Here is a 20,233-nt window from a genome sequence, read left to right as displayed (position 1 = left end):
GAAACTGGGTATCACCTCACGAGCCGCGAAAGGAGGAACGACCCATGGCCAGGACATGGCTGATCACCGGGGCGTCGCGAGGACTCGGACGCCACCTCACCGAGGCCGTCCTCGACGCGGGTGACCACGTCGTCGCCACCGCCCGGCGTCCGGGACGACTGGACGACCTGGCGGCCCGGCACGGCGAGCGCATGCGGGCGGTCGCGCTCGACGTCACCGACCCCACCGCGGCCGCCCGCGCGGTGGAGGAGGCCACCGGCGCCTTCGGCCGCCTCGACGTCGTGGTCAACAACGCCGGCTACGCCAACAGCGCGCCGATCGAGGAGATGGCCGAGGACGACTTCCGCGCCCAGATCGAGACGAACCTCTTCGGCGTCGTCAACGTGACGCGGGCGGCGCTGCCCGTCCTGCGCGCGCAGCGCTCGGGGGTCTTCGTGCAGGTCTCCTCCATCGGCGGACGCGTGGGCGGCACCCCCGGAATGGGCGCCTACCAGACCGCGAAGTTCGCCGTCGAAGGCTTCTCCGAGGTGCTCGCCGCCGAGGTGGCGCCGTTCCGCGTGAAGGTCGTCATCGTCGAGCCGGGCGCATTCCGCACCGACTGGCAGGGCTCGTCCATGGAGCTCCATCCCGTCGGCCCCGACTATGAGGAGACGGTCGGCGCCGTCAACGCCTACCGGCAGGCCAACGACGGCACCCAGCAGGGCGACCCGGCCCGCGCCGCCAAGGCCATCATGGACGTCGTCGCCGCCGACGACCCGCCGCGCCGCCTCATCCTCGGCAGCGACGCACTGGCCCTGGCCCGCAAGTCCGCCGAGGCCCGCGCCGCCGAGGCCGAACAGTGGGCCGCCGTGACCGGCTCGACCGACTTCCCCTCGGACGAGCCCCAGTCATAGGGGGACAGCACCTGCGCCCTCAAGCGGTCGGGCGGCTGTTGGCAAAAGTCTCAGCGGGCGGGCTGCGGCAACAGATCGATGCGGCAGAAGGTCTTCGGTGTCAGTTGATGCGTTCCTCGAGATGGATGGTGACTTCGTCGCCGGGCCCTTTCGCGAGCAACTCGCGCACTTCGGCCTTGACCGGCAGCTTGTGTGTGCCGTCGCCCAGCGCCATGAAGGAGCTCCGGAACGGGTGGCCGTCGATCGTCCCTCGGACTTTGACGAGTCCGTGGGTGCCGAAGTACTCGGCCGATCCGGCCATCACGACATAGGTCCAGCCGCCCTTGTTCGGGCTCTTCTGCAGCGTCGCTGTGAACTCTTTGTCCAGTGCGGTCATGGTGTGCTCCTATCCGACGATCACCAGGATGTTGGCGTCAGGGTCTCGAAGGGTGAACATGGGCGGCACTCCAGGCCACTGAAGCAGGTCGTCCACGTCGACCCCCTGCTCCTTGAGATGTGCGTGGACGGCCGGGACGTCGCCGGCGTTGAGCCTGATCCCGGTGTTGACGCCGATGGACTCGCCGGGGACCAGCGCGATGCTGGTCACGGCTCCGTCCGGGGCGACGGTGATCCAGCGTCCGCCGATCTGCTCCAGCGGAACGTCCATCCGCTTCTCCAGCCCCAGGACGCCGACATAGAAATCGACGGCCTTGTCCTGGTCGCTGACGGGAACGGCAACCGTTTCGATACCGGTGATGCGGGCCATGTCGCGCTCAGTCATCTGTACTCTCCCCGGTGGTCGATTCACCTATGGAGACCAGCGGGCCCGGCAGAACTCATCGCTCCGGCCCCCTACCGTCCAAGATGAACCTCGCCGAAGTCGAACAGCGCGCATGCCTGGGCCCCGATGACCCACGTGTCATGCCCGGGCGGAAGCACGAACACATCCCCGGGTCCGGCTTCCTGCTCATCACCATCCCGCATGCGCATGCCCAGCCTGCCCTCGATGACATAGCCGGCGTGATGCAACTCGAACTCACGGCTGATCTCACCGGTCCGCCTCCGCGCCAAGCGCCGCCTTCACCAGCACGACGGCGTTGACAGGACTGTCGGCCTCGCACATCCAGATACCGCCCTGGACGAACCACCAGCGATCGCCGTCGTTCGCACGGCGACAGCACTCGACCTCCACGCCGCAGGCCTCCGGTTCCTTCGCCACACGCAACCGCAGAGCGGAGACGCTCTCGACCGCGAGCTTCTGACCTCGCAGCAGGTTCGCCAGCGTGGTCGTGAACTCCGCACCCTTCGAGTCCTCGCTGGAGCCGCCTGGAATCGACGCAGTCATGCCGCTGCCGCCACCTTCATCTGGTTCCTGATCAGGCGTGCCGCTCCGGCCAGGTCGTTCGCCGGTCCGATGAGTTCGCCGCTGTGGACGTGGTAGAGCCACCAGGCCCCATGCCTGCTGTAGCGGCACCCGATCGTCAGGGCGCCGCGTGCCGGCTCCACGGGGATCACGTTGAGGACGGCGAAACCCTCGATCACGGCGAACGCGGTCACCGCGTCGGTCCATGGGGCCAGAACGTCCGCGAGAAGGACGAGAAAAGTGATCCGCTCGCGTTGCGGTATCGCCATGGCGGGTCCGCGTGTTCGGCTCAGTTCGGGGAGTGGCGGCGGAAAGCGGTGTCCTTGGGAAGTCCGCTCGTGCGCTCCCACGGGGGTCACGCTCCGGGCGCCCGGCGGGAGCCGCCCGGGGGTCGTCGGTTGTTTTTCATGATCGGCCTCTTCTGGGTGCGGGGGCTGGTTGATCCTTTTGCTACGGCGATACGCGGAACGGGTGCCCTGTCCGGCTCGCCGTGATCACGGATTATCGTGTTCCACTCCCGTGCTGACTCTGAGTAGAGCACCATGAAAGCGTGGTCCGCAAGCAGTCGGATCGATTCTCTGTCGGGAATTTTCGCAGGTCAGAGACCTGTTGCGAGCCGAGTGAGGGGATGCTTTCATTCCGGGTGAAAGGCGGCCCCGAGATGCGAGATGGAGGTGATGTGAGTGTCGGAAGCAACCACGGGTTCGACCGTCCCCCGGCGGCAACTTGGCCGGTACCTCCGCGAACTCCGGACTAATGCGCGCTTAACCGTACATGTCGCGGCGAAAGCGCTCGAATGGTCCGAAGCAAAGATGTGGAGGATCGAGACCGGCCAAACGTCCCTGCGTTCTCACGACGTGGAGACCATGTGCCGCGTGTACGGCGCACCCGAGGAACTGAAGGTCGCCCTGATGGGCCTGGCCGCTTCGCAGGAGCTATGTGGCGTAAGAGCAGTCGCAGCAACTCTGAGCAGGAGTGCGTGGAGGTCGCCCAGTCGCCGCCCGCCATCGGCATCCGGGACAGCAAGAACCCCGAGGGCGGTCACCTCGCCCTCGACCTCCCCACGTTCACCCGCCTCCTCACTCACGCGAAGGTCGGCACCCTCGACCTCTAACAACCTCCAGTGGGGTCCCGGTGACCAAGCTCGCCGGAACCTTCTGCACGCGCGAGGCGCAGGGCTCACTGGTTGAGTGCGGGGGCGCCCGCCTGATCAGCCGACTTCGTCCAGCACCTCGCGCAGCTTGCGCGCGAAGGCCTCAGGCTGCCCGGCGTAGCCGAACTCGCCGCCGGCGAAGCCTCCGTGATGGCTCGGGAACACCGTCGCCCGCTGACCGAGCAGCTCGGCCATCGCCACGGCGGTGCGTCCGGTGAAGGTCTCCAGAGACTCCTCACCCACTGCGATCACGATCCGCGTCGGTGCCTCGGTCAGCGCGTCCAGATCGGGCTGGTAGGCGGTCACCGCCGACGACCGGTCGGACAGCAGCGGATCATCACGGGATCCGTCATCCTCGCTCGGCATCCCGAACGCGGCGGGGTCCGGAGCGGGCTGGGCGAAGTAGTCGTCGGTGAAGTCGCCCTGCCACGACGTCATGGCGATGAACGCCGCCATGCCGGCGCCGGACCCCTTGGTCTCATAGGCGTCCCGAACGCCGGCCCATGCGCGCTCGGCGGGTTTGGCGTCGGGGAGCACTCGCATGAGCGGCGGCTCGTGCGCCACCAGCGTCGTCAGGTCGTCGGGGTGTGCCGTCACGAGGGCGAGCGCGGTCACCGCACCGCCGCTGCTGGCGAACATCTCGACCGGGCCTGCGCCGAGCGCCTCGATGACCCCGTGCACGTCGGTGGCCTGGATCTGGGGCGCGTGGTCGACCCGTCCGTCCCTACGCGTGCTGCGGCCGATGCCGCGCGGATCGTAGGTGATCACGGTGCGCTCGGAAAAGAGCGACGCCAACGTATCGAACCCGCTCGCCCCCATGGGTTGGCCGATCATGAACAACGGCGGGCGTCCGTCGGCGGTCGGCAGCGGACCATGAACGTCGTAGACGAGGCTGACCTCGGGAGTCTGGAGCATCTGCTCAGTCATAACCGTACTGACCGCCCCCGATTCGAAACCTCATCGGTCCCTGTCGCGGGGCGGTGGGGCGGTGGGCGTGGGTGGGGGGTGGTGGCCGTATGAGGTCAGGGGGTGGATGTTCTGATCTTGCCAGCAAATACTGGCGTTGATATTCGTTCGTTCGAGGAGGCACTGTGGATCGAAGCCCGCTGAATCCTCTGCTGTCGCGTCGCGTCTTCGGGCTGGGTGGGGCCGCGATGGTGGGGGCCGCTGTCGGTGGGGCGCTGGGCGGGGTGGCGCACGCCGCCGGTCCGCCGTCGGGGGAGTGGGTCGATGTGCCCGTTCCGCCGTTGGCGGGGCGGAGCCATCTGCTCGGTCTCGCTGCGCCGGATCCGTGGCATGTCTTCGCAGGCGGTACGGAGAACGCGTTCGAGCCGGAATCGCGTGCCGTCATGCTGCATCGGTCGCCGCGTGGTTGGGCGCGCGTCGCGATGCCTGAGGGGCTGGTCGTCGTCAACGACGTCCGCGCCTGGCACGCCGCAGACGTGTGGGCCCTCGCCGCGGGCCAGAACGCCCAGGAGCGCACCGACCTGCTGCACTGGAACGGACGCCGCTGGACGACGGTGGCAGGCCCCGCCGGCGAACTGCTCCAGGCCATCGACGTCGACCGGACCGGCGGGCTGTGGGCGACCGGGATCGGTGGGGACGCCACGACGGTGTCGGTGCGGCGGCATGGTCAGTGGACGAACGCGCTCACCCTTCCGCAGCCCTCCGGGCTCAACGCCATCGCCGCCGGGAGCGCCTCGGACGTCTGGGTCGGGGGATATGGCGAGTCGCAGACCGGTCCCACGCCGCTGTGGCACTTCGACGGCACGGACTGGACGCGTACCCCATGGGGCTCGGAATGGGCCCACTGGATCCTGCAGATCGAGTACGTCGCCCCAAACGACGTCTGGTTCTACGCCCTCGAACAGCATCCGTTGTTCCCGCCGCCGACGCTGCACCACTGGAACGGCTCCGGGTTCACCGTGCACAAGCTCCCGAGCCCGTCCGCCTCGGCCGGCGAGGTGCACCCGATGTCCACGGTCGGCTTCCTCGGCTCGATCGCCGCCGACGGGCGGGGCGGCGTCTGGGTGTCCAGCCCGTTCGACCCCGCGCACCTGCTGCACTTCGACGGCGCGTCCTGGACCCGTGTCACGCCGCCCGTCGGGGTGACCGCGTACTCGATGACCCGCGTCCCGCACACCACCACCGTCTGGGCCGGTACCCAGGTCGGCACGGTCTGGCGGCATTCCTGACGCCCCGCCGCCCGCGCGCCGACCGGGACTGGTTAGCTTGATCAATGGTCTCTGACGACGATGCGATCGACTACGCGGACGTGGCCCGCGAGCTCGCGAGCATGCTCCATGGCTATCCCAACGGCGACCCCTACGAGCTGCTCGGCTGGATCGCCGCCGAGGTGAGGTCCGACCCGGGCACCCGGGCCGGACGGGCGATGACCGCCGCGCTCTGGGCGAGCCGCTGGTACGTCAAGTGGCAGGTCACCGATCCCGCCCTGGTCGACGACCTGATCGAGGCCGCCGGACGTGCCGGGACGGTGCTGGAGGCCGCGGGCTGTACGGCGCCCGGGGAGCACGAGCACCCGCAGGTCGACGACGACCCCGAGGCGATGGGCGACGTCGTGGCGCGCATCGGGAATCCGGAGGAGTGGTTCGCCGCCGACCCGGACCGCGACCCGGACGACGAGGACGTCGAGGCCTACGCCTGCCCCCGCTTCCTCGCGGAGCTGGCCGCCGAGGCCGAAGAGGCCCTCAGGGACGCGCGGGCGGAGCGCTTCGAGGCCCGGGACACCGCGCACCTGGACGAGCGCTTCCTGACCGGGGAGGGCCGCGCCGACCTCGACGCGGTGATGACCGACATCGAGCTGCAGAAGTACAGCAGCATCGATCCCACGGCCGAGTCGGCGGCGCTGTGGGCGGCGCGCCGGCTGCTCGGCGACGCGCGTCCCGGGGAACGGGCGTCGCTGGCACTGGCCGTGAGTTACCTGGCGCAGCGCTGCGCCGGGGGAGCCGCCGCCCCCGGCGTGGTCGCCCTCTACCGCGAGGGCCTGCAGACGTTCGATCTCTCGGCGCTCGACCGGCCGTGCCCGCACCCGGAGGCGCATCCCAGGATCAAGCTCCGCGACCTGCCTCGCCTCGCTCGGGCGCTGGCGCCGGACTCCGCGCCGGTGGACGACCGCGAAGGATGTCCCCGGCGCATCGCCGCTCATGTCAGGGAGATCATCGACTACACGGGCGGGTACCTGGGTGTTGAAGACGCTCCGGCGGAGGTCTCGGCTTAGGCGGCGACGGCTGACGAAGCTCGGGTCAGCTGTTGAGGGAGGACGCTCGCCGCCGCGGCCTGCGCGAGGGGGCGGCGGCGTGGGAGTTCCCGCGCTGGGAGCCGGAGGCGGCGGGACGCGGCTTGCGGGCCGGGGCGGTGTTCGGGGCGGCGGCGGCGCGGGCCGGCGGGCGGGCGCCGGTGATGCGGGCGAGGTCGGCATCGCCGGGGCGCACGCGGGCGGAACGGGGGGTGATGCCCGCCTTGGCCATCATGTCGTCCATCTCGCGGCGCTGCTCCGGCAGGACGAGGGTGACCACGGTTCCGGCGTTCCCGGCGCGGGCGGTGCGGCCGCCGCGGTGGAGGTAGTCCTTGTGGTCGGCGGGCGGATCGACGTTGACGACCAGATCGAGCTCGTCGATGTGGATGCCGCGGGCGGCGACGTTGGTGGCGACCAGCACGGTGACGTCCTTGCGGTGGAAGCCGTCCAGCGCGCGGTTGCGCTGCGACTGCGTCTTGCCGCCGTGCATCGCGGCGGCGCTGATCCCGCGGGCGGTCAGCTTGCGGACGAGGCGGTCCGCGGCGTGCTTCTTGCCGACGAACATGATGACGCGGCTCTCGCGGGCCGCGATGTGCACGGTCGTCTCGTGCTTGTCGGTGTCGGTGACGTGCAGCAGGTGGTGCTCCATGGCGGTGACCGCGCCGGCCGGCGGGTCGACCGAGTGGGTGACCGGGTCGCTGAGGAACCGGCGGACGAGCCGGTCGACGCCGCCGTCGAGCGTGGCCGAGAACAGCATCCGCTGCCCGTCGGGCGGCGTCTGCTCCAGGAGCCGGGTGACCTGCGGCAGGAAGCCGAGGTCGGTCATCTGGTCGGCCTCGTCCAGCACCGTGATCCGCACGTCGCCGAGCCGGCAGTCACCGCGCTCGATCAGGTCGGCGAGCCGCCCGGGCGTGGCGATGAGGACGTCGACGCCCCGTGCGAGCGCGTTCGCCTGGCGCGCGATCGGCAGGCCGCCGACCACGGTGGTCATCCGCAGGTCCACGGCGTCCGCGTACGGTTCGAGCGCGCCGGTGACCTGCTGGGCGAGCTCCCGGGTGGGGACCAGGACCAGGGCGAGGGGACGGCGGGGCTGGGCGCGGTGCCCGGCGGTGCGGGCGAGGAGCGCGAGGCCGAACGTGAGCGTCTTGCCCGACCCGGTGCGTCCCCGGCCGAGGACGTCCCGTCCTGCGAGGGCGTTCGGGAGGGCGGCGGCCTGGATGGGGAACGGCGCGGTCACGCCCTGGCGGCCCAGCGTCTCCAGGAGCGGGGCCGGCAACGGCAGTTCGGCGAACGACGCGACGGCGGGCGCCGCCGGCGTGGCCTGGACCGCGGCCGGAGGCGTGGCCTTGGCGTCGGGCCTTCGCCCGTCCGCCGGACGGCGGGCGGGACGAGGCCGGGAACCTCGGCCGCTCGATCGGGGGGCGCGGGGCATGGTGAAGCCTTCCTTGAGAGCGGTGCGTGTCAGGGAAGTGCTCCGTCATGCGGCAACGCGGACTCGGCAGGAGTCCGGGTGGAGGATTCTCAAGAACGAACCGGGAGCGGTCCAGCGGGGGTTTCCGCCGTGGACCGGGAGAGACGAGGGGCGCGGATCAGGTGCCCGAACAGCATTGCGGTGCGCGGCCCTCGGGACCGCGCACCGCCTACGCCGAGATCAGGCGGGAACGATGTTCTCCGCCTGCAGGCCCTTCTGGCCCTGGGTGATGTCGAACGTCACCTTCTGGCCTTCCTGGAGCTCACGGAAGCCCTGGGCCGCGATGTTGGAGTAGTGGGCGAAGACGTCGGCGCCGCCGCCGTCCTGCTCGATGAAGCCGAAGCCCTTTTCCGCGTTGAACCACTTGACGGTACCGGTGGCCATGATCGTCTCCTTCAGGGTGTGCCCCGTCCGCACACCGTGTGCGGACGAAGACGCCGCGATGGCCCATCCGGAAGATCCAGAAAAAACAAAAGTGCGCCTGAGGTCAGATCCAACAGGCGCACGCACATGTCTATGGGAACCGCAACTGGGAACTACGGTACCACAGGATTCGCCGGGCGGATCAGGGGGGCGCCTGTCGCGAGAATTTACCAGCCGGTCCGCGAGAAGGCTTCAGGGAACCGCCCGGTACGCGCATAATGAGGTAATGAAACCCACCGGCCCCGCCCGACGGCGACACCTGCCCACCAGCCCCTTCAAACCCCCGCCCGCCGCTCCGCCGGCCAAGGAGTTCACCCTCGACGACCAGGTCACGCACGACAAGTACGGGCTCGGGCGCGTCCTGGAGGTCGAGCCGGGCAACGCAGTCCTGGTCGACTTCGGGACACGGAAAGTAAAGATCCTCTCACCGTTCACGAAGCTTTTCAGGCTCTGAAAGACCGCCGGGGACCCGGCGCGGCACAGCCCGAATCCACGGGGCGGGCGAGCGCCGCCGGCCGGGCCCGGACAGGCCCCCGGAGGCCGATCCCCTAGCGGCGAAGGCGCCGCGGCCGCGTCGGAGTCAGCCCGACGACTGCGGTCGCAGGGTCGATTCGGCGACTCCCGGCGAGGTGCCCGGATGGCGGGCCCCGGCCACCTCGATCAGCCGGGCGGCCATGTCGGAGAACAGGAGCATCTGGCGCGCGGTCGCCGGGCCGAAGGGCTCCGCTCCGACCCGTCCGAGGACGGCGAGCACTCCCCGGGTGGCCTCCCCCGTCTCCAGCGGCAGGATCAGGATGGGACCGGCCGGAAGGCCGGTGAGCGTCTGGTCGGCGGCGATCCGCGCGGACACGGCCCGGCGCGATGTGAACGCCCGGCCGAGCATGGACCGGCCCCGCCGCACCGTCAGCCCGCGTATCCGGTCGCCGCCGGGGCCGTCCGCGACCTCGACCCGCAGCGTGTTGCCGTCCTCGCCGGGCAGGGCGACGAACGCCAGCGGGACGTGCGCCAGTTCCCGGGCGTGCGCCGCCACGAGGGCCAGCATGCCCGGCACGTCGGTCCCCTCCAGGACCACCGCGCTCATCAGCTCGAACGTGGCCGCGAGGCGCCGACGGTCCGCATCGCTCGGTGCGGCTCCGGCGGCGCCCCACCCGATCGATCCCGGGTCGCCCGTCATGTCGTCATCCCGTCCTCCCGCTCCGTCCGGGCCGGGCCGCGTGCTCAGGCCGCGGCCGATCGGATGTGCGCGGCATCGACGGTGGGGCGGACGGCGAAGATCCGGGCCAGGCCGCTGACCCGCAGGAGCCTGACCATGTGCGGGCGGGGAGCGGCGAGGACGAGCGTGACGCCCTCCGGTTCCGCGACGCGGCGGGCGCCGGTGAGCAGGGCAAGCCCGGCCGCGTCACAGAACGTCACCTCGGACAGGTCGATGACCACGAGGGGACCCGCGTCCCGCAGTGCGGTCTCCAGGGGCCCGCGCAGGGACGGCGCGGAGGCGATGTCGAGATCGCCGGTGATGGTGATGACGGTGTGTTCCGTGAGCGCTTCGCGGCGCAGCCCGGCCTCGGGGGAGGCGGTGCCTGCGGTATGCATCTGGGGCTCCGATCAGGAGTGTGCGTGTGGCCGGGACCGCTCAAAGACCCGTGGACGCCGCACCGCGGCCCTGGCGGGCGGCAGGGCCGGCGCCGAGAACGGGCGTCCGCGTTCGAGAGGGACGGTGGAGCGGCGTCATGCGCGCCGGCCTGTCTGGCCTCAGGGAGACCGATCATCGGAAACCAGGGGGACGCCGGCTTGGCCGCCCGCATCGAGAACCCCTAGTTCACCCAGAGTCTACGCCCTCCGGCCCGACCCCGCCGGAGTCCGGCGACCGCTCCTCTCGCCGGCCGGCGACCGGGGCGGCGGGGCCGGGCGGCACCTCGCTGATCAGCTGCGACGCCGGTGGGGCCGCGTCCGCGAGCCTCGATGAGGGCGTGGAGCGTACGGGAGGGGGATGCCGGGCGTACGGGGCCCTCGATCCGGGCAGGGGACGCTCATGAGCGAAGTGTGGATCTCCGCCGCCGAGGGTGACGACCTGATCCGTGCCGACGCGATCGTGATCCTCCGCATGGACAGGACGGGCCGGTTGACCGTGCAGCTCCGGGACGAGGCGAAGGTCAGCGTGACGCTCCTGGAAGGCACGCCGGGCGGAACCCGCCCGCCCGCCGACTTCCACCGCCAGTTGATCCGGCTGGTCGCCGAGCTGGCGGACTCCAGCGGTACGCAACTGGTCCGCGCTCGGCATGAGAACGGCGCGTGGCGCTGGACGAGCGAGAGCCTCTAGGTCTCCCGCCCCTGCGCGCGGGTAGTAGGGGCGGAGCCTTTCCGCAGGGTGCGGGGTCACAGCGGCGGACTCTCAGGGCCGGCGGCCCCGGCCTGCCCTCTGCCTGTCGGCGGTGGCCGGGGCACTCTCGGCCGGCGAGGAGAACCAAGACCTGTGATCTACGAAACTCTGTAGTGATCGGAGTAGATTTTCGGATCGGCACCGGGTAGTGTTCCTTCCATCGAAGAGAGACGAATCCATGAGAAGCGGCAGAGGACGAACTGCCGGAGGTATGGATGACGCCGGCCGGGCGTGCCGGGGCCAGCGCAGTGCAAGGGGCCTCGGCAGCCGGTCGGACCGGTGGCGGGAAAGTCACCGTCAGTAGTGGAGAACAAGAAGTACGCAGTACTGGAACACGTAGTACAGGTAGTGATGTCGAGGAAAGGAGAGATCGGCGCCATCGGGATCGCCCGCAGCAGGCTCCAGTCACGCCGCGCGGGTACCGCAGTTCCCCGGATTGGACGGTGGTCTACGGTCACGCATACGCGATCCCCGCGTCGCCGCCCGCAGTCGGGCGGCCTACGCGGAAGACCGGCTCATCAGAGCCGGTAGGTGGTGTTGTACCTCTGGGCCCCGGCGCCGCAGTATGGCGCCGGGGCCCCCTGCCGTCGCCGCCTGCCGATGCCACGGCAGTACGGAAGGTTTTGTGAAAGCACCCCACATGGCCCAGACCAGCGACCAGCCCGACCAGCCCGACCAGCAGCGACCGCAGGCGGCCGCGCAAGACGACTCCGCCGCGCTCGAAGGCAAGTTCGACGACGAGGACTATCCGGCCTACAGCATGGGCCGCGCCGCCGAGATGCTGGGCGTGACCCCGGCGTTCCTGCGCAGCCTGGACACCTCCCGGCTGATCGTTCCGCAGCGCTCGTCCGGCGGGCATCGGCGCTACTCCCGCTACCAGCTGCGCCTGGCGCAGCGCGCCCGCGATCTGGTCGACCAGGGCACCGCCCTGGAGGCGGCCTGCCGCATCATCATCCTCGAGGACCAACTCGCCGAGGCCCAACGCATCAACACCCGACTGCGGCAGGACCGTTCGGAAGGCGGGACGTCCCGTCCGCCTGGTCAGTGAAGGCGCCCGCCGAGATCCGGCCCTTCTTGTGCGGGTGTCAGGGGAGGCGGGTGAAGCGGTGGGCGGCATAAGACAGGGCGGCTGTCGTCAGGGCGGCCATCAGGGCGCATTCGAGGAGGAGCGGCGGGTGCCAGGAGCCCAGGGCCAGCGGTTGGAACAGGTGGTGCGGGGCGTCCGGTAGGTAGGCCGTGATGGTGCGGCGCATCACGTCGACGGCGTAGGTCAGCGGGTTCGCCAGTGCCAGGGCCTTCATCCAGACGGGCATCGCGCTCAGCGGGAAGAACGCGCCGGACAGGAACACCATCGGGGCCATGATCACGGTCAGGACGGTGCCGAAGGTCTGCGGGCGGCGCAGGATGGTCGACAGCAGGACGCTCAGGACGGTCATGGCCAGTGAGACCAGGACCAGTTCGCCCAGCAGCAGGGCGATCAGGACGCCGTCGAGGGGAACGCCGACCGGGGCGGCGGTGGCGAGGAGGATGGCGGCCTGGCAGGTGGCCACCGTGGTGCCGCCGAGGCATTTGCCGATCAGCAGGGACGCGCGGCTGACGGGGCCCGCGAGCATCTCGCGCAGGAAGCCGCCCTGCCGGTCCCACATGATCGAGGTGCCGGTGGCGAGCGCGGGTCCCTGCGCGGCCGTCACCAGCGCGCCCGAGAAGAGGAAGAGCTGGTAGGCGTCACCGTTGGGCCCGGGCATCAGGTTCGACAGGCCGGTGCCGAGGATGAACAGGAAGATCAGCGGCTGCACGAGGGAGATGGCGGCTCCGACGCGGTCCCGCCGGAAGTGCAGCATCTCGCGCCGCCACACCATCCCCATGGCGCGCAGTTCGGCCCGGAGCCCACCCTTGCCCGGCTCGGACGCCGACGGGACCCGCATCGGGCAGGCGGACGGCTCGGGTGGGGACTCGTCGCGGATCCGGTGCCCGGTGTGGTGCAGGAAGACGTCGTCCAGGCTGGGTGGGGTGACCCGCGCCTCGTACACGGGGACGTCGAGCTCGGTGAGCAGCCGGGGCAGCACCCGTGCCCCCTCGGGGACCTGGAAACGAAGCCCGTGGCGGTCGCGGGTCACCTCCAGGCCGAGGCGCTCGGCGATCAGCTGCGCCGCGGTCGCGTCGTCGCCGGTGCGCAGCTCCACCCGGTCGGCGCCGAGGACCGACTTCAGCTCGGCGGGGCTGCCCTGCGCGACGATCCGGCCCGCGTCGATGATCGCGATGCGGTCGCACTGCTCGGCCTCTTCGAGGTGGTGGGTGGTCAGGAAGAGGGTGACGGACTCGGTCTCGCACACGTGCCGCAGGTGGCGCCAGACCTGGGCGCGGGCGTTCGGGTCGAGCCCGATCGTCGGCTCGTCCAGGAAGAGGATCTGCGGGCGGTGCAGCAGCGCGCGGGCGATCTCCAGGCGGCGGCGCATTCCGCCGGAGAAGGTGTGCACGACGCGGTCGCGGCAGCCGGTCAGCCCGACCAGGGCGAGCGTCTCCTCGATGCGCGCCACCACCTGGCCGGACGGGACGTTGTACAGGTCGGCGTGGAACCTCAGGTTCTCGGCCGCGGTCAGCTGGACGTCCAGGGTGGACTCCTGGAAGATCAGCCCGATGCGGCGGCGTGCCGCGGCGGCGTCGGTCCGCGTGTCGTGGCCGGCGATCTCGATCCGGCCGGACGTCGGGACCGCCAGCGTGCACAGCATCGCGATCGTGGTGGTCTTGCCCGCCCCGTTGGGCCCGAGGAATCCGAAGCTCTCGCCGGGCGGGATCGTCAGGTCGAGCCCGGCCACCGCCTCGACGCCGGGGTACCGCTTGCGCAGCCCGACCGCCCTGATCGCGGGCGTCGCCCCGGCGGGTGCGACCGCGCCGGGCCCGGCGGGCGCGGCGGTGGCGGGACGCGCCGTCACGACCGGCCCGCGATGGCGCTGAGCCAGGTGTCGGGGACGTGGCAGCCGAAGCTCCACCGGTGCCGGGGGGTGGGGTTGACGATGCAGTGCCAGAACAGCCGGTCCGGGTCCTGCTCCACCTTGAAGAAGCGCGCCAGTTTCGGGCGTTCCCGCAGGGTGACCAGCTCGTCGGTCTCCGGGTGCTGGTACCGGAAGAACGAGGTGTGCTCGGCGTCGGGGAACCCCTCGTCGAAGTCGATCAGGTACATGCGCCAGCCCGGCTGGTCCTCGTTGGTGTGCCACAGCCGGTAGCTGGACGGCGGGTACCACAGGTTGCCGGACAGCCGGACCTCGCCGCCGAAGACCTTCTCCAGCGCGTCGACCAGCCGGATCTTGGCCGCGTAGTAGGCCGGGTAGTCCGCGTGGTCGGTGTGGGAGTCCAGGTTGACGAGGTGGAAGTCGCGCCTGCGCCGGGTGGCCGGCGCCGCGCGCCACCGGTGGTACTCCGCGCCGTTCGGGGCCAGCGACGTGGAGCGCAGGTCGTCCGCGCGGAACTCGGCGTCGAACTCGGCGAGGTCGACCGTGGACGGCTTGATCTTCAGCGCCGGCAGTTCGTCGAGGACGGCGTCGAATCCGGGAAGGTCCGCCATGTCGTACTCGTAGTGGTAGAACGCGGTCGGTTCGGCCACGGCGGGCGCGGGCGCCTTCGGGCCGGACGCCGCCTTCTCGGACGCCGCTCCGGGCGCGGCCTCGGAGAAGTCCGGCGAGGACGACGCAGCCGCGAGGTCCCGGGCGTCGAACAGGTAGCCGTGCGCCCGGCCGAGGCGGATCATCTCCGCGACCGCGGTCATGGCCTTCATCTGCTGCCTGATCCCGGTGTCGCGGAGGGCGTACCGCAGGAACGCCGCGCAGGATTCGACGGACATGGGGGAGATCACTCCTCAGATCGACGCGGGCGGAGGGTCCAGGAGGAGCGCCGAGGGGACCCGCTCCGGATGGGCCAGCCGCAGGAAGTGCATTCCGAAGCCGGACATGCCGAGCATCAGCCCGGGGAAGAACCCGGTGGCGGACGCGGGCGGAGCGTCCTCCAGGTTGCGCCACTGCGCCTGCACCTGGACGTTGGCCTCCAGGCGGAACGCGGGCTCGTCCGCCAGCAGCGCGAACCGCAGGAACAGTTCGGCGTTGCCGGACCGGCCATGGCACAGCGAGTCGTTCATCAGGCGCGGGAAGTTGCGCATCGTCGCCGTCAGCGCGCTCCTGGCCTCGGTCAGGACCGCGTCGTCGTCCTTGCCGAGCGCCGCCCAGCTCTGGATGCGGCTCAGCCCGATGCCCGCCGCGCCGTTGCACCAGGCATTGGCGTAGTGGCGTCCCTCCCAGAGCATCCCGCCGGGGAACTCGCGCAGGTCGTACCAGTCCTGCGCGCTCTGGTCGAAGTGGAGGGCCTCGTAGGCGAAGGCCCGCCGTCCGGCCGAGACGTACTCGGCGCGGTCGGTGAGCCGGCCCAGCGTGATCAGTGCCCAGCCGACGCCGCCGGCGCCGTGGGACAGCCCGGTCAGGTTGGCTCCGGAGGCACCGAGGTCGGAGCCGGGCCAGGACAGGGCGTCGCCCTCGGCCTCCGCGCGGCACAGCAGATGCGCGGCGCAGTGGTGCGCCTGCTCCAGGCCCCGTCCGTCCGCGACGCCGGCCAGGCCGATCATCACCGGGATGAGCCCGGCGGCGCCGTGGAAGACGTCCAGGTGGCGGTCGCCGTCGATGCGTCCGGCCAGCTCGTCGCCCAGTTCGAGGGCGCGGTCGAGCAGGGCGCGCTCGCCCCAGAGGCGGTACAGGTGCGTGAGGACGTAGATCATGCCGCCGAGCCCCGTGAAGGCCCCGATGCGCTGCCGTTCCCAGGTGGCGACGGCGTGGTCCAGCGCCCGCCGAGCCGCCGCACGGAACTCGGGACGCGGGTCGAGGGCGTCGAGGTAGGCCAGGAACAGGGCGATGCCGCCCGAGCCGTTGTAGAGGTCGCCTTCGATGTCGACCTCGTTCCGCCCGTCGGGGGTGATCACGAAGGACGTCCAGGGGGCGGGCGCGTCCGGTGCGCGGAGCATCGCGCAGAGCTGCTCCCCGAGCGCGGCCGCGCGCTCGACGCACGTCTCGGCGAAGTCGGCGCTCGTGACGTCGCCGCCGGACAGCCCGGCGGCGATGTACTGGCGCTGCTGCGCGCGGTTCCGCGTGGAGAGGCCCCTGATCCGGGACGCGGCGTGGTCGAGCGGGCTCGTCTCCAGATCCGCCCCGACCCGGGACACGTGGTCGTGGACGAGCGCGGTGTCGCCCGCCTCGACGCTGAACAGCGGGACGTCCCGGCGCCACATCGACGCGACCTCCCAGTCGGGAAGGGCCGCGTCCTGGTCCCACTTGCGCGGGAAGGTGCGGACGGTCTCGATCAGCAGGTCGGCCTCCAGCGGCTCCAGCAGGCACCGCGGGTGCAGGGCCGCCGCGAGCAGCTGCGAGTAGACCTGGGTGCTCCAGTTGACGAAGCGGACGCCCGAGCCGGAGAACAGCTCGCGGACGCAGGCGATCGCCTCGTCGGGCCGCCGCCGGAACCACTCGTAGACCCGGTCGAAACCGGTCCCGATGGCGTCGACGAACTCCTCGGCGTGCGTCAGCTCCTCGCCGACGAAGATCCGGTTGGCGGCCCCCGGGTCGACCCGCACTCCTTCGCGGTAGCTGACGGACGACGCGAAGGACTGCAGGCGGTCGACCTGCGGCACCGGCATCGGCATCTCGTAACCGCCGCCGCCGGTGTACCCGCTGATCCGCATCTCGCCCTCGGGCGCCGCGCCGCTCCTCGGCCACTCGATCAGTCCGGTCCTGAAGACCGAGTCCATCAGCGTCCCCGACGGGCGCGGCCACCCCTTGGGCAGGGCTCCGAGCACCGTCTCGCAGTCGCAGATGAAGGCGTGGCCGTCCGCGATGAGGACGTTCTCGAAGTGCAGGTCGCCGCCGCCCAGCACATAGAAGATCGCCAGGTAGCCGCCGAGTTCGGCGTAGACGCGCTCGGCCTCCTCCCGGGTGGCGACCCGGTTGCGTCCCGGCGGGATCAGCGCCTCGAAGCCGTAGCCGTCCCTCCGGAGCACGGCCCGCTCGGCATAGTCGAGGACGCCGTCGTCGCGCAGCCGCGCCAGCAGCCCCTGGAACCCGGCCTCGCCCTCCAGGCCGCGGGGCTTGTAGACCACGGACTCCTGTGCGCCGTCCGCGAGCTCGACCTCGACGATCGCGACGCTGCGGCCCCCGGCGTGGTGGTCGGAACGGCCGAGCCGCGCGGTGCGCACCGCCGCGACGGGCCGCCCGAAGAACGACGCGGACAGCTCGGCGGCGTCGTCGCGGAGCCTGCCGACCATCTGGGCGCCGTGCTCGGCCAGCTGCCCGGTCGTCTGGGCGAGCCAGCGGCCGAGCAGGGGGAACTCCAGGTAGAAGCGGTGATAGGCGTCGGTGTCGGCGAACGTCTTGTCGAGGTAGGCGAGGTAGTCGTCGTGGGTCGCGCTCGCCGGGTCGATCCCGTGCAGCCGGCAGTGCACCTTCGCGTCGGTCTCCACCGCCCAGGCCAGCGCCAGCTCGAACCGGTCGAGCAGGTAGGCCTGGAAGTCGGCCACCAGCCGGGAGTCGACGCGGACCGCGGGCCCGCCGCCGTCGATCGCGGTGGTCAGCCGGCGGCCGAGCTCCACCAGGAAGGGCTCGCAGGCGGTGGCGAGCCGGCCGTGGTAGACCTCGTCCGAACGCCAGTCCGCCGCCGCGAACGCCTCGTCGCCGGGGTCGAACCCGTCCAGCGTCTCCCGGTAGACCGGCAGCCAGCCTCGGTGGAGGTCCGCCAGCATCCGGCCCAGACGGCCTTCGGGGTCGGTGAGGCCGAGCTCGTGCGCGCGATAGGCCCGCAGGGTCTCGCGCAGCGACTCTTCCGTGTGCCGCTCCGACCGGGGGCTGGTCTCCGCGCCGAACTTGGCGGCCAGCTTGGCGGCCAGCCGGTCGATCCTCCAGGCGTCGAAGGCCTCCAGCGGCTCCGCGCCGGACGGCGGGCCGAGGGCGGACACGATCTGGATCCGCTCGGACAGGTTCGCGGCCCGGGCCGCGAGGTCCACGGGAAAGGTCGGCTTCACGCGGGCGGGCTCCTCGCCTGTGGGACAGTCTCGCCTGTCGGGGAAGGTCGGAGGTGATGGGCCGATGGCTTCGGCCCATCGGTGTTTCCGCGCGCCCGGCGCGAGGCCGGGCGCTAACGCGGAGGCGCTACTTGGTGCTGCCGTCGCACGCGAAGGTGAACGGCCCCGAGCTGCACGTGGACGCGCAGGCGTAGGCGTCCACGGCGGCGACGCCCTCGGTCCAGTAGCCCAGCGAGGCGGTGTCGGGCTGCGCGACGGCGGCGGGGACGGCGGCGGCGGGCACACCGAACCGTCCCGCTCCGGCGAGCAGCTCCGTGCGGACGTCGGCGTCGGCGGCGGCGTGCCGCAGGATCGTGCTGGGTGACATTTCTTCCTCCTGGTTCGTTGCTGTTCACTCGACCGTTCGAGGCGCCAGCCTGATGCCGAGTCTGCGCTCGGCCTCCTGGAGCTCTTCGACGGCGATGTCCATGCTCGGCTTGTCGTTCTGCCAGTCGATCAACTCCCTTTCCTCGGGGGAAATGCCGACCCGAGTCCAGAAGAACTCGAGCCAGGTCTTGGTGGCCTGCGGGTGGAGATCGTGAATCGGCTCGACACCGTCCGGGAACTCCTCGTTGCGGACGTCGAGCGCGAGCCTGAGCATCTCGCGCGCCTTTCCGTCCGGCGGCAGCACCGAGCACAGGACCATCAGGAACTGGATCTGGCGGACGGTCTCGATGCCCTTGTGCTTCGTCAGGTCGCTGGGTGGCTTCGGGCCAGACCTCACGGCTCACCTCCTTGCGCTCCCGGCCGCCGGCGCGCCATTCTTCGTCGCGATTCGGCAGCCCGCGGGACGGACATCAGGAAACTCTGCGTACGCAATCTTTCACGCAGAGTGACCATAACAAGGAGCGCCGGGCCGGTCAATGGAAGAAAGCCGGCGCACCGACCCGTCGATATCGGGAGAACGAAGCAATTCGACGACCGATTGAAGCCTTCTCGCCCGCTATGCGAGTACCCCACCTGACCGCCACGGCCAGCTTTCAGTTCCCCCCGGGCACCCTTCCGCATCCCGGTACCTCGTCCATCGGGGAGGTCCACCGGCGGCGCGCACACCCGATCGGCGGAATGGAGGAAAGTCCGCCGCCTCCGGAGCGATGGGGGCGACCGTCAGCGCGACTGCCCCCTGATGTGTCATCACGGCGCGCGTCCCCGCGCGGCCCTTCCGGATCAGTCGCGCGGAGTGGCCGCGGAGAGGCTCGCGGCGGTGTCGGCGAGGGCGCTGATGGCGGCGTTCTGGCGGGCGGTGACCCAGATGAGGCCGATCGGGATATCGGGCAGATCGCGGATGGCGATGAGGTCGAGGTCGTGGCGGTGGGCCAGGAGGGGGGTGAAGATGTCGGCGCTCAGGTGGACGATGTGGCCCCGCGCGGCCGCGGCCACCGCCGCGCCGTAGGCGTCGCCTTCACCGAGGTCGTAGGTGCGGTGGATCGGTTCGCCCAAGGGGGTCGCGGGCGGCACGAAGTGGTCGAAGAGAGCGCGGGGGAGCCGGGGCGGTCGTGCCACCGTCCTGCGGCCCGCGAGGTCTTCGATCGACAGCGACGGCCTGCCCGCCAGTGGGTCGCCGGCCGCGACGACCAGGACCCGGGCGGTGTGATGGATCGCCGGGCCCGTGGTCAGGTCGGGTTCTTCGAGAGGGTCGACGATGAGATAGGAGATCAGGACGTCGACCTCGTCGCGGCGGAGCGGTTCATAGGGATCGACGTACGGGACGTTCGTCAGGGATATCTGGATTCCGGGGTGGCGGGCCTCATGCGCGCGGACCAGGCGGCTGAGCGGCTCCCCGCCAACGGAGAGAAAGAAACCAATGCGGAGCGGCTGCGCCGTGTCGCGGGCTCGGGCGCGGGCATTCTGCAGGGCCTCCGTCAGAAGACGGTAAGCGGGCTCGGCCTCATGGCGAAATCGGCGGCCCAAAGGCGTGAGGCGGACCTGGCGGCTGGTGCGTTCGAACAATCGGCCGCCCAGATGGCTTTCCAGGGCGGCGACGGCCCGGCTCACCTGCGGCTGGGTGAGATGGAGCCGGTCGGCGGTATGGCCGAAATGCAGCTCCTCGGCCAGCGCCAAGAACACTTCTATCTGCCGCAGGTCCGTCAATCGATGCCTCCGGGCAGAGTCGGCCACGATCCATGCGGTGACGACATCGATCGTTGCATATATCGGTGTTGATGGTCGAACCCGCCATCGATCACGCTCGTGGAAACCCCATGCCGGCGTGGACGAGTCGATGGCCGGCG

At 71.0% G+C, this 20,233-nt stretch carries 22 protein-coding genes and 1 pseudogene; 8 read left to right on the top strand and 15 right to left on the bottom strand.

Translation table 11 applies throughout. The features are described from left to right. Nucleotides 1-44 precede the first annotated feature (44 nt). The gene (locus tag AB0H37_RS20080; protein WP_360614286.1) at nucleotides 45-893 is read left to right on the top strand and encodes an oxidoreductase; all 849 of its coding nucleotides are present in this window, start codon (nucleotides 45-47) and stop codon (nucleotides 891-893) included. 100 nt (nucleotides 894-993) lie between these two features. Here AB0H37_RS20080 and AB0H37_RS20075 read toward each other — a convergent pair whose 3' ends face one another. The 4 genes from AB0H37_RS20075 to AB0H37_RS20060 form a co-directional block, all read right to left on the bottom strand. Continuing rightward, nucleotides 994-1,269 (bottom strand): DUF1905 domain-containing protein, encoded by a 276-nt coding sequence (locus AB0H37_RS20075; RefSeq protein ID WP_329098009.1) that lies wholly within the window; start codon nucleotides 1,267-1,269, stop codon nucleotides 994-996. A 9-nt stretch (nucleotides 1,270-1,278) separates the two neighbouring features. Then, nucleotides 1,279-1,653 carry a VOC family protein gene (locus AB0H37_RS20070; RefSeq protein WP_329098011.1) on the bottom strand — a complete coding sequence of 125 codons (375 nt, stop codon included), beginning with the start codon at nucleotides 1,651-1,653 and terminating at the stop codon, nucleotides 1,279-1,281. Between the two features lie 267 nt (nucleotides 1,654-1,920). Further along, entirely contained in the window at nucleotides 1,921-2,217 is a 297-nt protein-coding gene (locus AB0H37_RS20065; protein WP_179837984.1) for a hypothetical protein, read from the bottom strand. Beyond that, nucleotides 2,214-2,504 (bottom strand): hypothetical protein, encoded by a 291-nt coding sequence (locus tag AB0H37_RS20060; RefSeq protein ID WP_360614284.1) that lies wholly within the window; start codon nucleotides 2,502-2,504, stop codon nucleotides 2,214-2,216. The genes AB0H37_RS20065 and AB0H37_RS20060 overlap by 4 nt, the downstream gene beginning before the upstream one ends. A 414-nt stretch (nucleotides 2,505-2,918) precedes the next feature. On the opposite strand from AB0H37_RS20060, the pseudogene AB0H37_RS20055 reads away from it, so the two are divergent. Both AB0H37_RS20055 and AB0H37_RS20050 read left to right on the top strand, forming a co-directional pair. After that, nucleotides 2,919-3,125 (top strand): annotated as a pseudogene (locus AB0H37_RS20055) (helix-turn-helix transcriptional regulator); the annotation flags it as partial. Nucleotides 3,126-3,172: 47 nt separating this feature from the next. Next, nucleotides 3,173-3,349 (top strand): DUF397 domain-containing protein, encoded by a 177-nt coding sequence (locus AB0H37_RS20050; RefSeq protein ID WP_360614282.1) that lies wholly within the window; start codon nucleotides 3,173-3,175, stop codon nucleotides 3,347-3,349. Between the two features lie 96 nt (nucleotides 3,350-3,445). Here AB0H37_RS20050 and AB0H37_RS20045 read toward each other — a convergent pair whose 3' ends face one another. Then, entirely contained in the window at nucleotides 3,446-4,222 is a 777-nt protein-coding gene (locus AB0H37_RS20045; RefSeq protein ID WP_360614441.1) for an alpha/beta hydrolase, read from the bottom strand. A 554-nt stretch (nucleotides 4,223-4,776) separates the two neighbouring features. On the opposite strand from AB0H37_RS20045, the gene AB0H37_RS20040 reads away from it, so the two are divergent. Next, a complete protein-coding gene (locus AB0H37_RS20040) occupies nucleotides 4,777-5,583 on the top strand; it encodes a hypothetical protein (RefSeq protein WP_329098021.1) in 807 nt (268 codons plus the stop codon). Between the two features lie 44 nt (nucleotides 5,584-5,627). Beyond that, nucleotides 5,628-6,626 (top strand): hypothetical protein, encoded by a 999-nt coding sequence (locus AB0H37_RS20035; protein WP_360614280.1) that lies wholly within the window; start codon nucleotides 5,628-5,630, stop codon nucleotides 6,624-6,626. Nucleotides 6,627-6,651: 25 nt separating this feature from the next. Here the strand turns inward: AB0H37_RS20035 and AB0H37_RS20030 are convergent, their stop codons facing one another. After that, nucleotides 6,652-8,076, bottom strand: a complete 1,425-nt coding sequence (locus tag AB0H37_RS20030; RefSeq protein WP_329098024.1) for a DEAD/DEAH box helicase — start codon at nucleotides 8,074-8,076, stop codon at nucleotides 6,652-6,654. A 219-nt stretch (nucleotides 8,077-8,295) separates the two neighbouring features. Continuing rightward, entirely contained in the window at nucleotides 8,296-8,499 is a 204-nt protein-coding gene (locus AB0H37_RS20025; protein WP_179837974.1) for a cold-shock protein, read from the bottom strand. A 265-nt stretch (nucleotides 8,500-8,764) separates the two neighbouring features. On the opposite strand from AB0H37_RS20025, the gene AB0H37_RS20020 reads away from it, so the two are divergent. Continuing rightward, the gene (locus tag AB0H37_RS20020; RefSeq protein WP_179837973.1) at nucleotides 8,765-8,992 is read left to right on the top strand and encodes a hypothetical protein; all 228 of its coding nucleotides are present in this window, start codon (nucleotides 8,765-8,767) and stop codon (nucleotides 8,990-8,992) included. Nucleotides 8,993-9,118: 126 nt separating this feature from the next. Here AB0H37_RS20020 and AB0H37_RS20015 read toward each other — a convergent pair whose 3' ends face one another. Next, nucleotides 9,119-9,712 (bottom strand): GAF domain-containing protein, encoded by a 594-nt coding sequence (locus AB0H37_RS20015; protein WP_360614277.1) that lies wholly within the window; start codon nucleotides 9,710-9,712, stop codon nucleotides 9,119-9,121. A gap of 44 nt (nucleotides 9,713-9,756) precedes the next feature. Then, the gene (locus AB0H37_RS20010; RefSeq protein WP_329098028.1) at nucleotides 9,757-10,128 is read right to left on the bottom strand and encodes an STAS domain-containing protein; all 372 of its coding nucleotides are present in this window, start codon (nucleotides 10,126-10,128) and stop codon (nucleotides 9,757-9,759) included. A gap of 439 nt (nucleotides 10,129-10,567) precedes the next feature. Between AB0H37_RS20010 and AB0H37_RS20005 the strand changes: the two genes are divergently transcribed. Next, nucleotides 10,568-10,855 (top strand): hypothetical protein, encoded by a 288-nt coding sequence (locus AB0H37_RS20005; protein WP_179837970.1) that lies wholly within the window; start codon nucleotides 10,568-10,570, stop codon nucleotides 10,853-10,855. An 820-nt stretch (nucleotides 10,856-11,675) separates the two neighbouring features. After that, nucleotides 11,676-11,963, top strand: a complete 288-nt coding sequence (locus tag AB0H37_RS20000; RefSeq protein ID WP_360614439.1) for a MerR family transcriptional regulator — start codon at nucleotides 11,676-11,678, stop codon at nucleotides 11,961-11,963. 37 nt (nucleotides 11,964-12,000) lie between these two features. Here AB0H37_RS20000 and AB0H37_RS19995 read toward each other — a convergent pair whose 3' ends face one another. From AB0H37_RS19995 to AB0H37_RS19970, 6 genes are all read right to left on the bottom strand, one after another. Then, the gene (locus tag AB0H37_RS19995) at nucleotides 12,001-13,848 is read right to left on the bottom strand and encodes an ATP-binding cassette domain-containing protein (RefSeq protein ID WP_360614275.1); all 1,848 of its coding nucleotides are present in this window, start codon (nucleotides 13,846-13,848) and stop codon (nucleotides 12,001-12,003) included. Continuing rightward, nucleotides 13,845-14,753: a Nif11-like leader peptide family natural product precursor gene (locus tag AB0H37_RS19990; protein ID WP_360614273.1), complete on the bottom strand. Its 909-nt coding sequence runs from the start codon at nucleotides 14,751-14,753 to the stop codon at nucleotides 13,845-13,847. Before AB0H37_RS19990 ends, AB0H37_RS19995 begins: the two co-directional genes overlap by 4 nt. Nucleotides 14,754-14,768: 15 nt before the next feature. Beyond that, nucleotides 14,769-17,963: a type 2 lanthipeptide synthetase LanM family protein gene (locus tag AB0H37_RS19985; protein WP_360614271.1), complete on the bottom strand. Its 3,195-nt coding sequence runs from the start codon at nucleotides 17,961-17,963 to the stop codon at nucleotides 14,769-14,771. Between the two features lie 127 nt (nucleotides 17,964-18,090). Continuing rightward, on the bottom strand, nucleotides 18,091-18,330 hold the full coding sequence (locus AB0H37_RS19980) for a cinnamycin family lantibiotic (RefSeq protein ID WP_089310450.1): 240 nt from the start codon (nucleotides 18,328-18,330) through the stop codon (nucleotides 18,091-18,093). A 24-nt stretch (nucleotides 18,331-18,354) separates the two neighbouring features. Beyond that, the gene (locus AB0H37_RS19975) at nucleotides 18,355-18,726 is read right to left on the bottom strand and encodes a DurN family substrate-assisted peptide maturase (RefSeq protein ID WP_360614269.1); all 372 of its coding nucleotides are present in this window, start codon (nucleotides 18,724-18,726) and stop codon (nucleotides 18,355-18,357) included. A 443-nt stretch (nucleotides 18,727-19,169) separates the two neighbouring features. After that, the gene (locus AB0H37_RS19970) at nucleotides 19,170-20,093 is read right to left on the bottom strand and encodes a LysR family transcriptional regulator (RefSeq protein ID WP_360614267.1); all 924 of its coding nucleotides are present in this window, start codon (nucleotides 20,091-20,093) and stop codon (nucleotides 19,170-19,172) included. Nucleotides 20,094-20,233 lie beyond the last annotated feature (140 nt).

It is taken from the genome of Actinomadura sp. NPDC023710 (assembly GCF_040639875.1).
GTDB lineage: Bacteria > Actinomycetota > Actinomycetes > Streptosporangiales > Streptosporangiaceae > Spirillospora > Spirillospora citrea.
Note: the sequence above shows the minus strand (reverse complement) of the source record. Positions and strands in the feature narration are given on the sequence as shown.

Excerpts from the sequence above, each read along its gene's own strand:
- AB0H37_RS20035 (WP_360614280.1), top strand. The coding sequence starts at position 5,628 with ATGGTCTCTGACGACGATGCGATCGACTACGCGGACGTGGCCCGCGAG.
- AB0H37_RS20000 (WP_360614439.1), top strand. The coding sequence starts at position 11,676 with ATGGGCCGCGCCGCCGAGATGCTGGGCGTGACCCCGGCGTTCCTGCGC.
- AB0H37_RS19990 (WP_360614273.1), bottom strand. The coding sequence starts at position 14,753 with ATGTCCGTCGAATCCTGCGCGGCGTTCCTGCGGTACGCCCTCCGCGAC.
- AB0H37_RS20010 (WP_329098028.1), bottom strand. The coding sequence starts at position 10,128 with ATGCATACCGCAGGCACCGCCTCCCCCGAGGCCGGGCTGCGCCGCGAA.
- AB0H37_RS20060 (WP_360614284.1), bottom strand. The coding sequence starts at position 2,504 with ATGGCGATACCGCAACGCGAGCGGATCACTTTTCTCGTCCTTCTCGCG.
- AB0H37_RS20070 (WP_329098011.1), bottom strand. The coding sequence starts at position 1,653 with ATGACTGAGCGCGACATGGCCCGCATCACCGGTATCGAAACGGTTGCC.
- AB0H37_RS20065 (WP_179837984.1), bottom strand. The coding sequence starts at position 2,217 with ATGACTGCGTCGATTCCAGGCGGCTCCAGCGAGGACTCGAAGGGTGCG.
- AB0H37_RS20015 (WP_360614277.1), bottom strand. The coding sequence starts at position 9,712 with ATGACGGGCGACCCGGGATCGATCGGGTGGGGCGCCGCCGGAGCCGCA.
- AB0H37_RS20030 (WP_329098024.1), bottom strand. The coding sequence starts at position 8,076 with ATGCCCCGCGCCCCCCGATCGAGCGGCCGAGGTTCCCGGCCTCGTCCC.
- AB0H37_RS20020 (WP_179837973.1), top strand. The coding sequence starts at position 8,765 with ATGAAACCCACCGGCCCCGCCCGACGGCGACACCTGCCCACCAGCCCC.
- AB0H37_RS20050 (WP_360614282.1), top strand. The coding sequence starts at position 3,173 with ATGTGGCGTAAGAGCAGTCGCAGCAACTCTGAGCAGGAGTGCGTGGAG.
- AB0H37_RS20075 (WP_329098009.1), bottom strand. The coding sequence starts at position 1,269 with ATGACCGCACTGGACAAAGAGTTCACAGCGACGCTGCAGAAGAGCCCG.
- AB0H37_RS20080 (WP_360614286.1), top strand. The coding sequence starts at position 45 with ATGGCCAGGACATGGCTGATCACCGGGGCGTCGCGAGGACTCGGACGC.
- AB0H37_RS20045 (WP_360614441.1), bottom strand. The coding sequence starts at position 4,222 with ATGATCGGCCAACCCATGGGGGCGAGCGGGTTCGATACGTTGGCGTCG.
- AB0H37_RS20025 (WP_179837974.1), bottom strand. The coding sequence starts at position 8,499 with ATGGCCACCGGTACCGTCAAGTGGTTCAACGCGGAAAAGGGCTTCGGC.
- AB0H37_RS19980 (WP_089310450.1), bottom strand. The coding sequence starts at position 18,330 with ATGTCACCCAGCACGATCCTGCGGCACGCCGCCGCCGACGCCGACGTC.
- AB0H37_RS20005 (WP_179837970.1), top strand. The coding sequence starts at position 10,568 with ATGAGCGAAGTGTGGATCTCCGCCGCCGAGGGTGACGACCTGATCCGT.
- AB0H37_RS20040 (WP_329098021.1), top strand. The coding sequence starts at position 4,777 with ATGCCTGAGGGGCTGGTCGTCGTCAACGACGTCCGCGCCTGGCACGCC.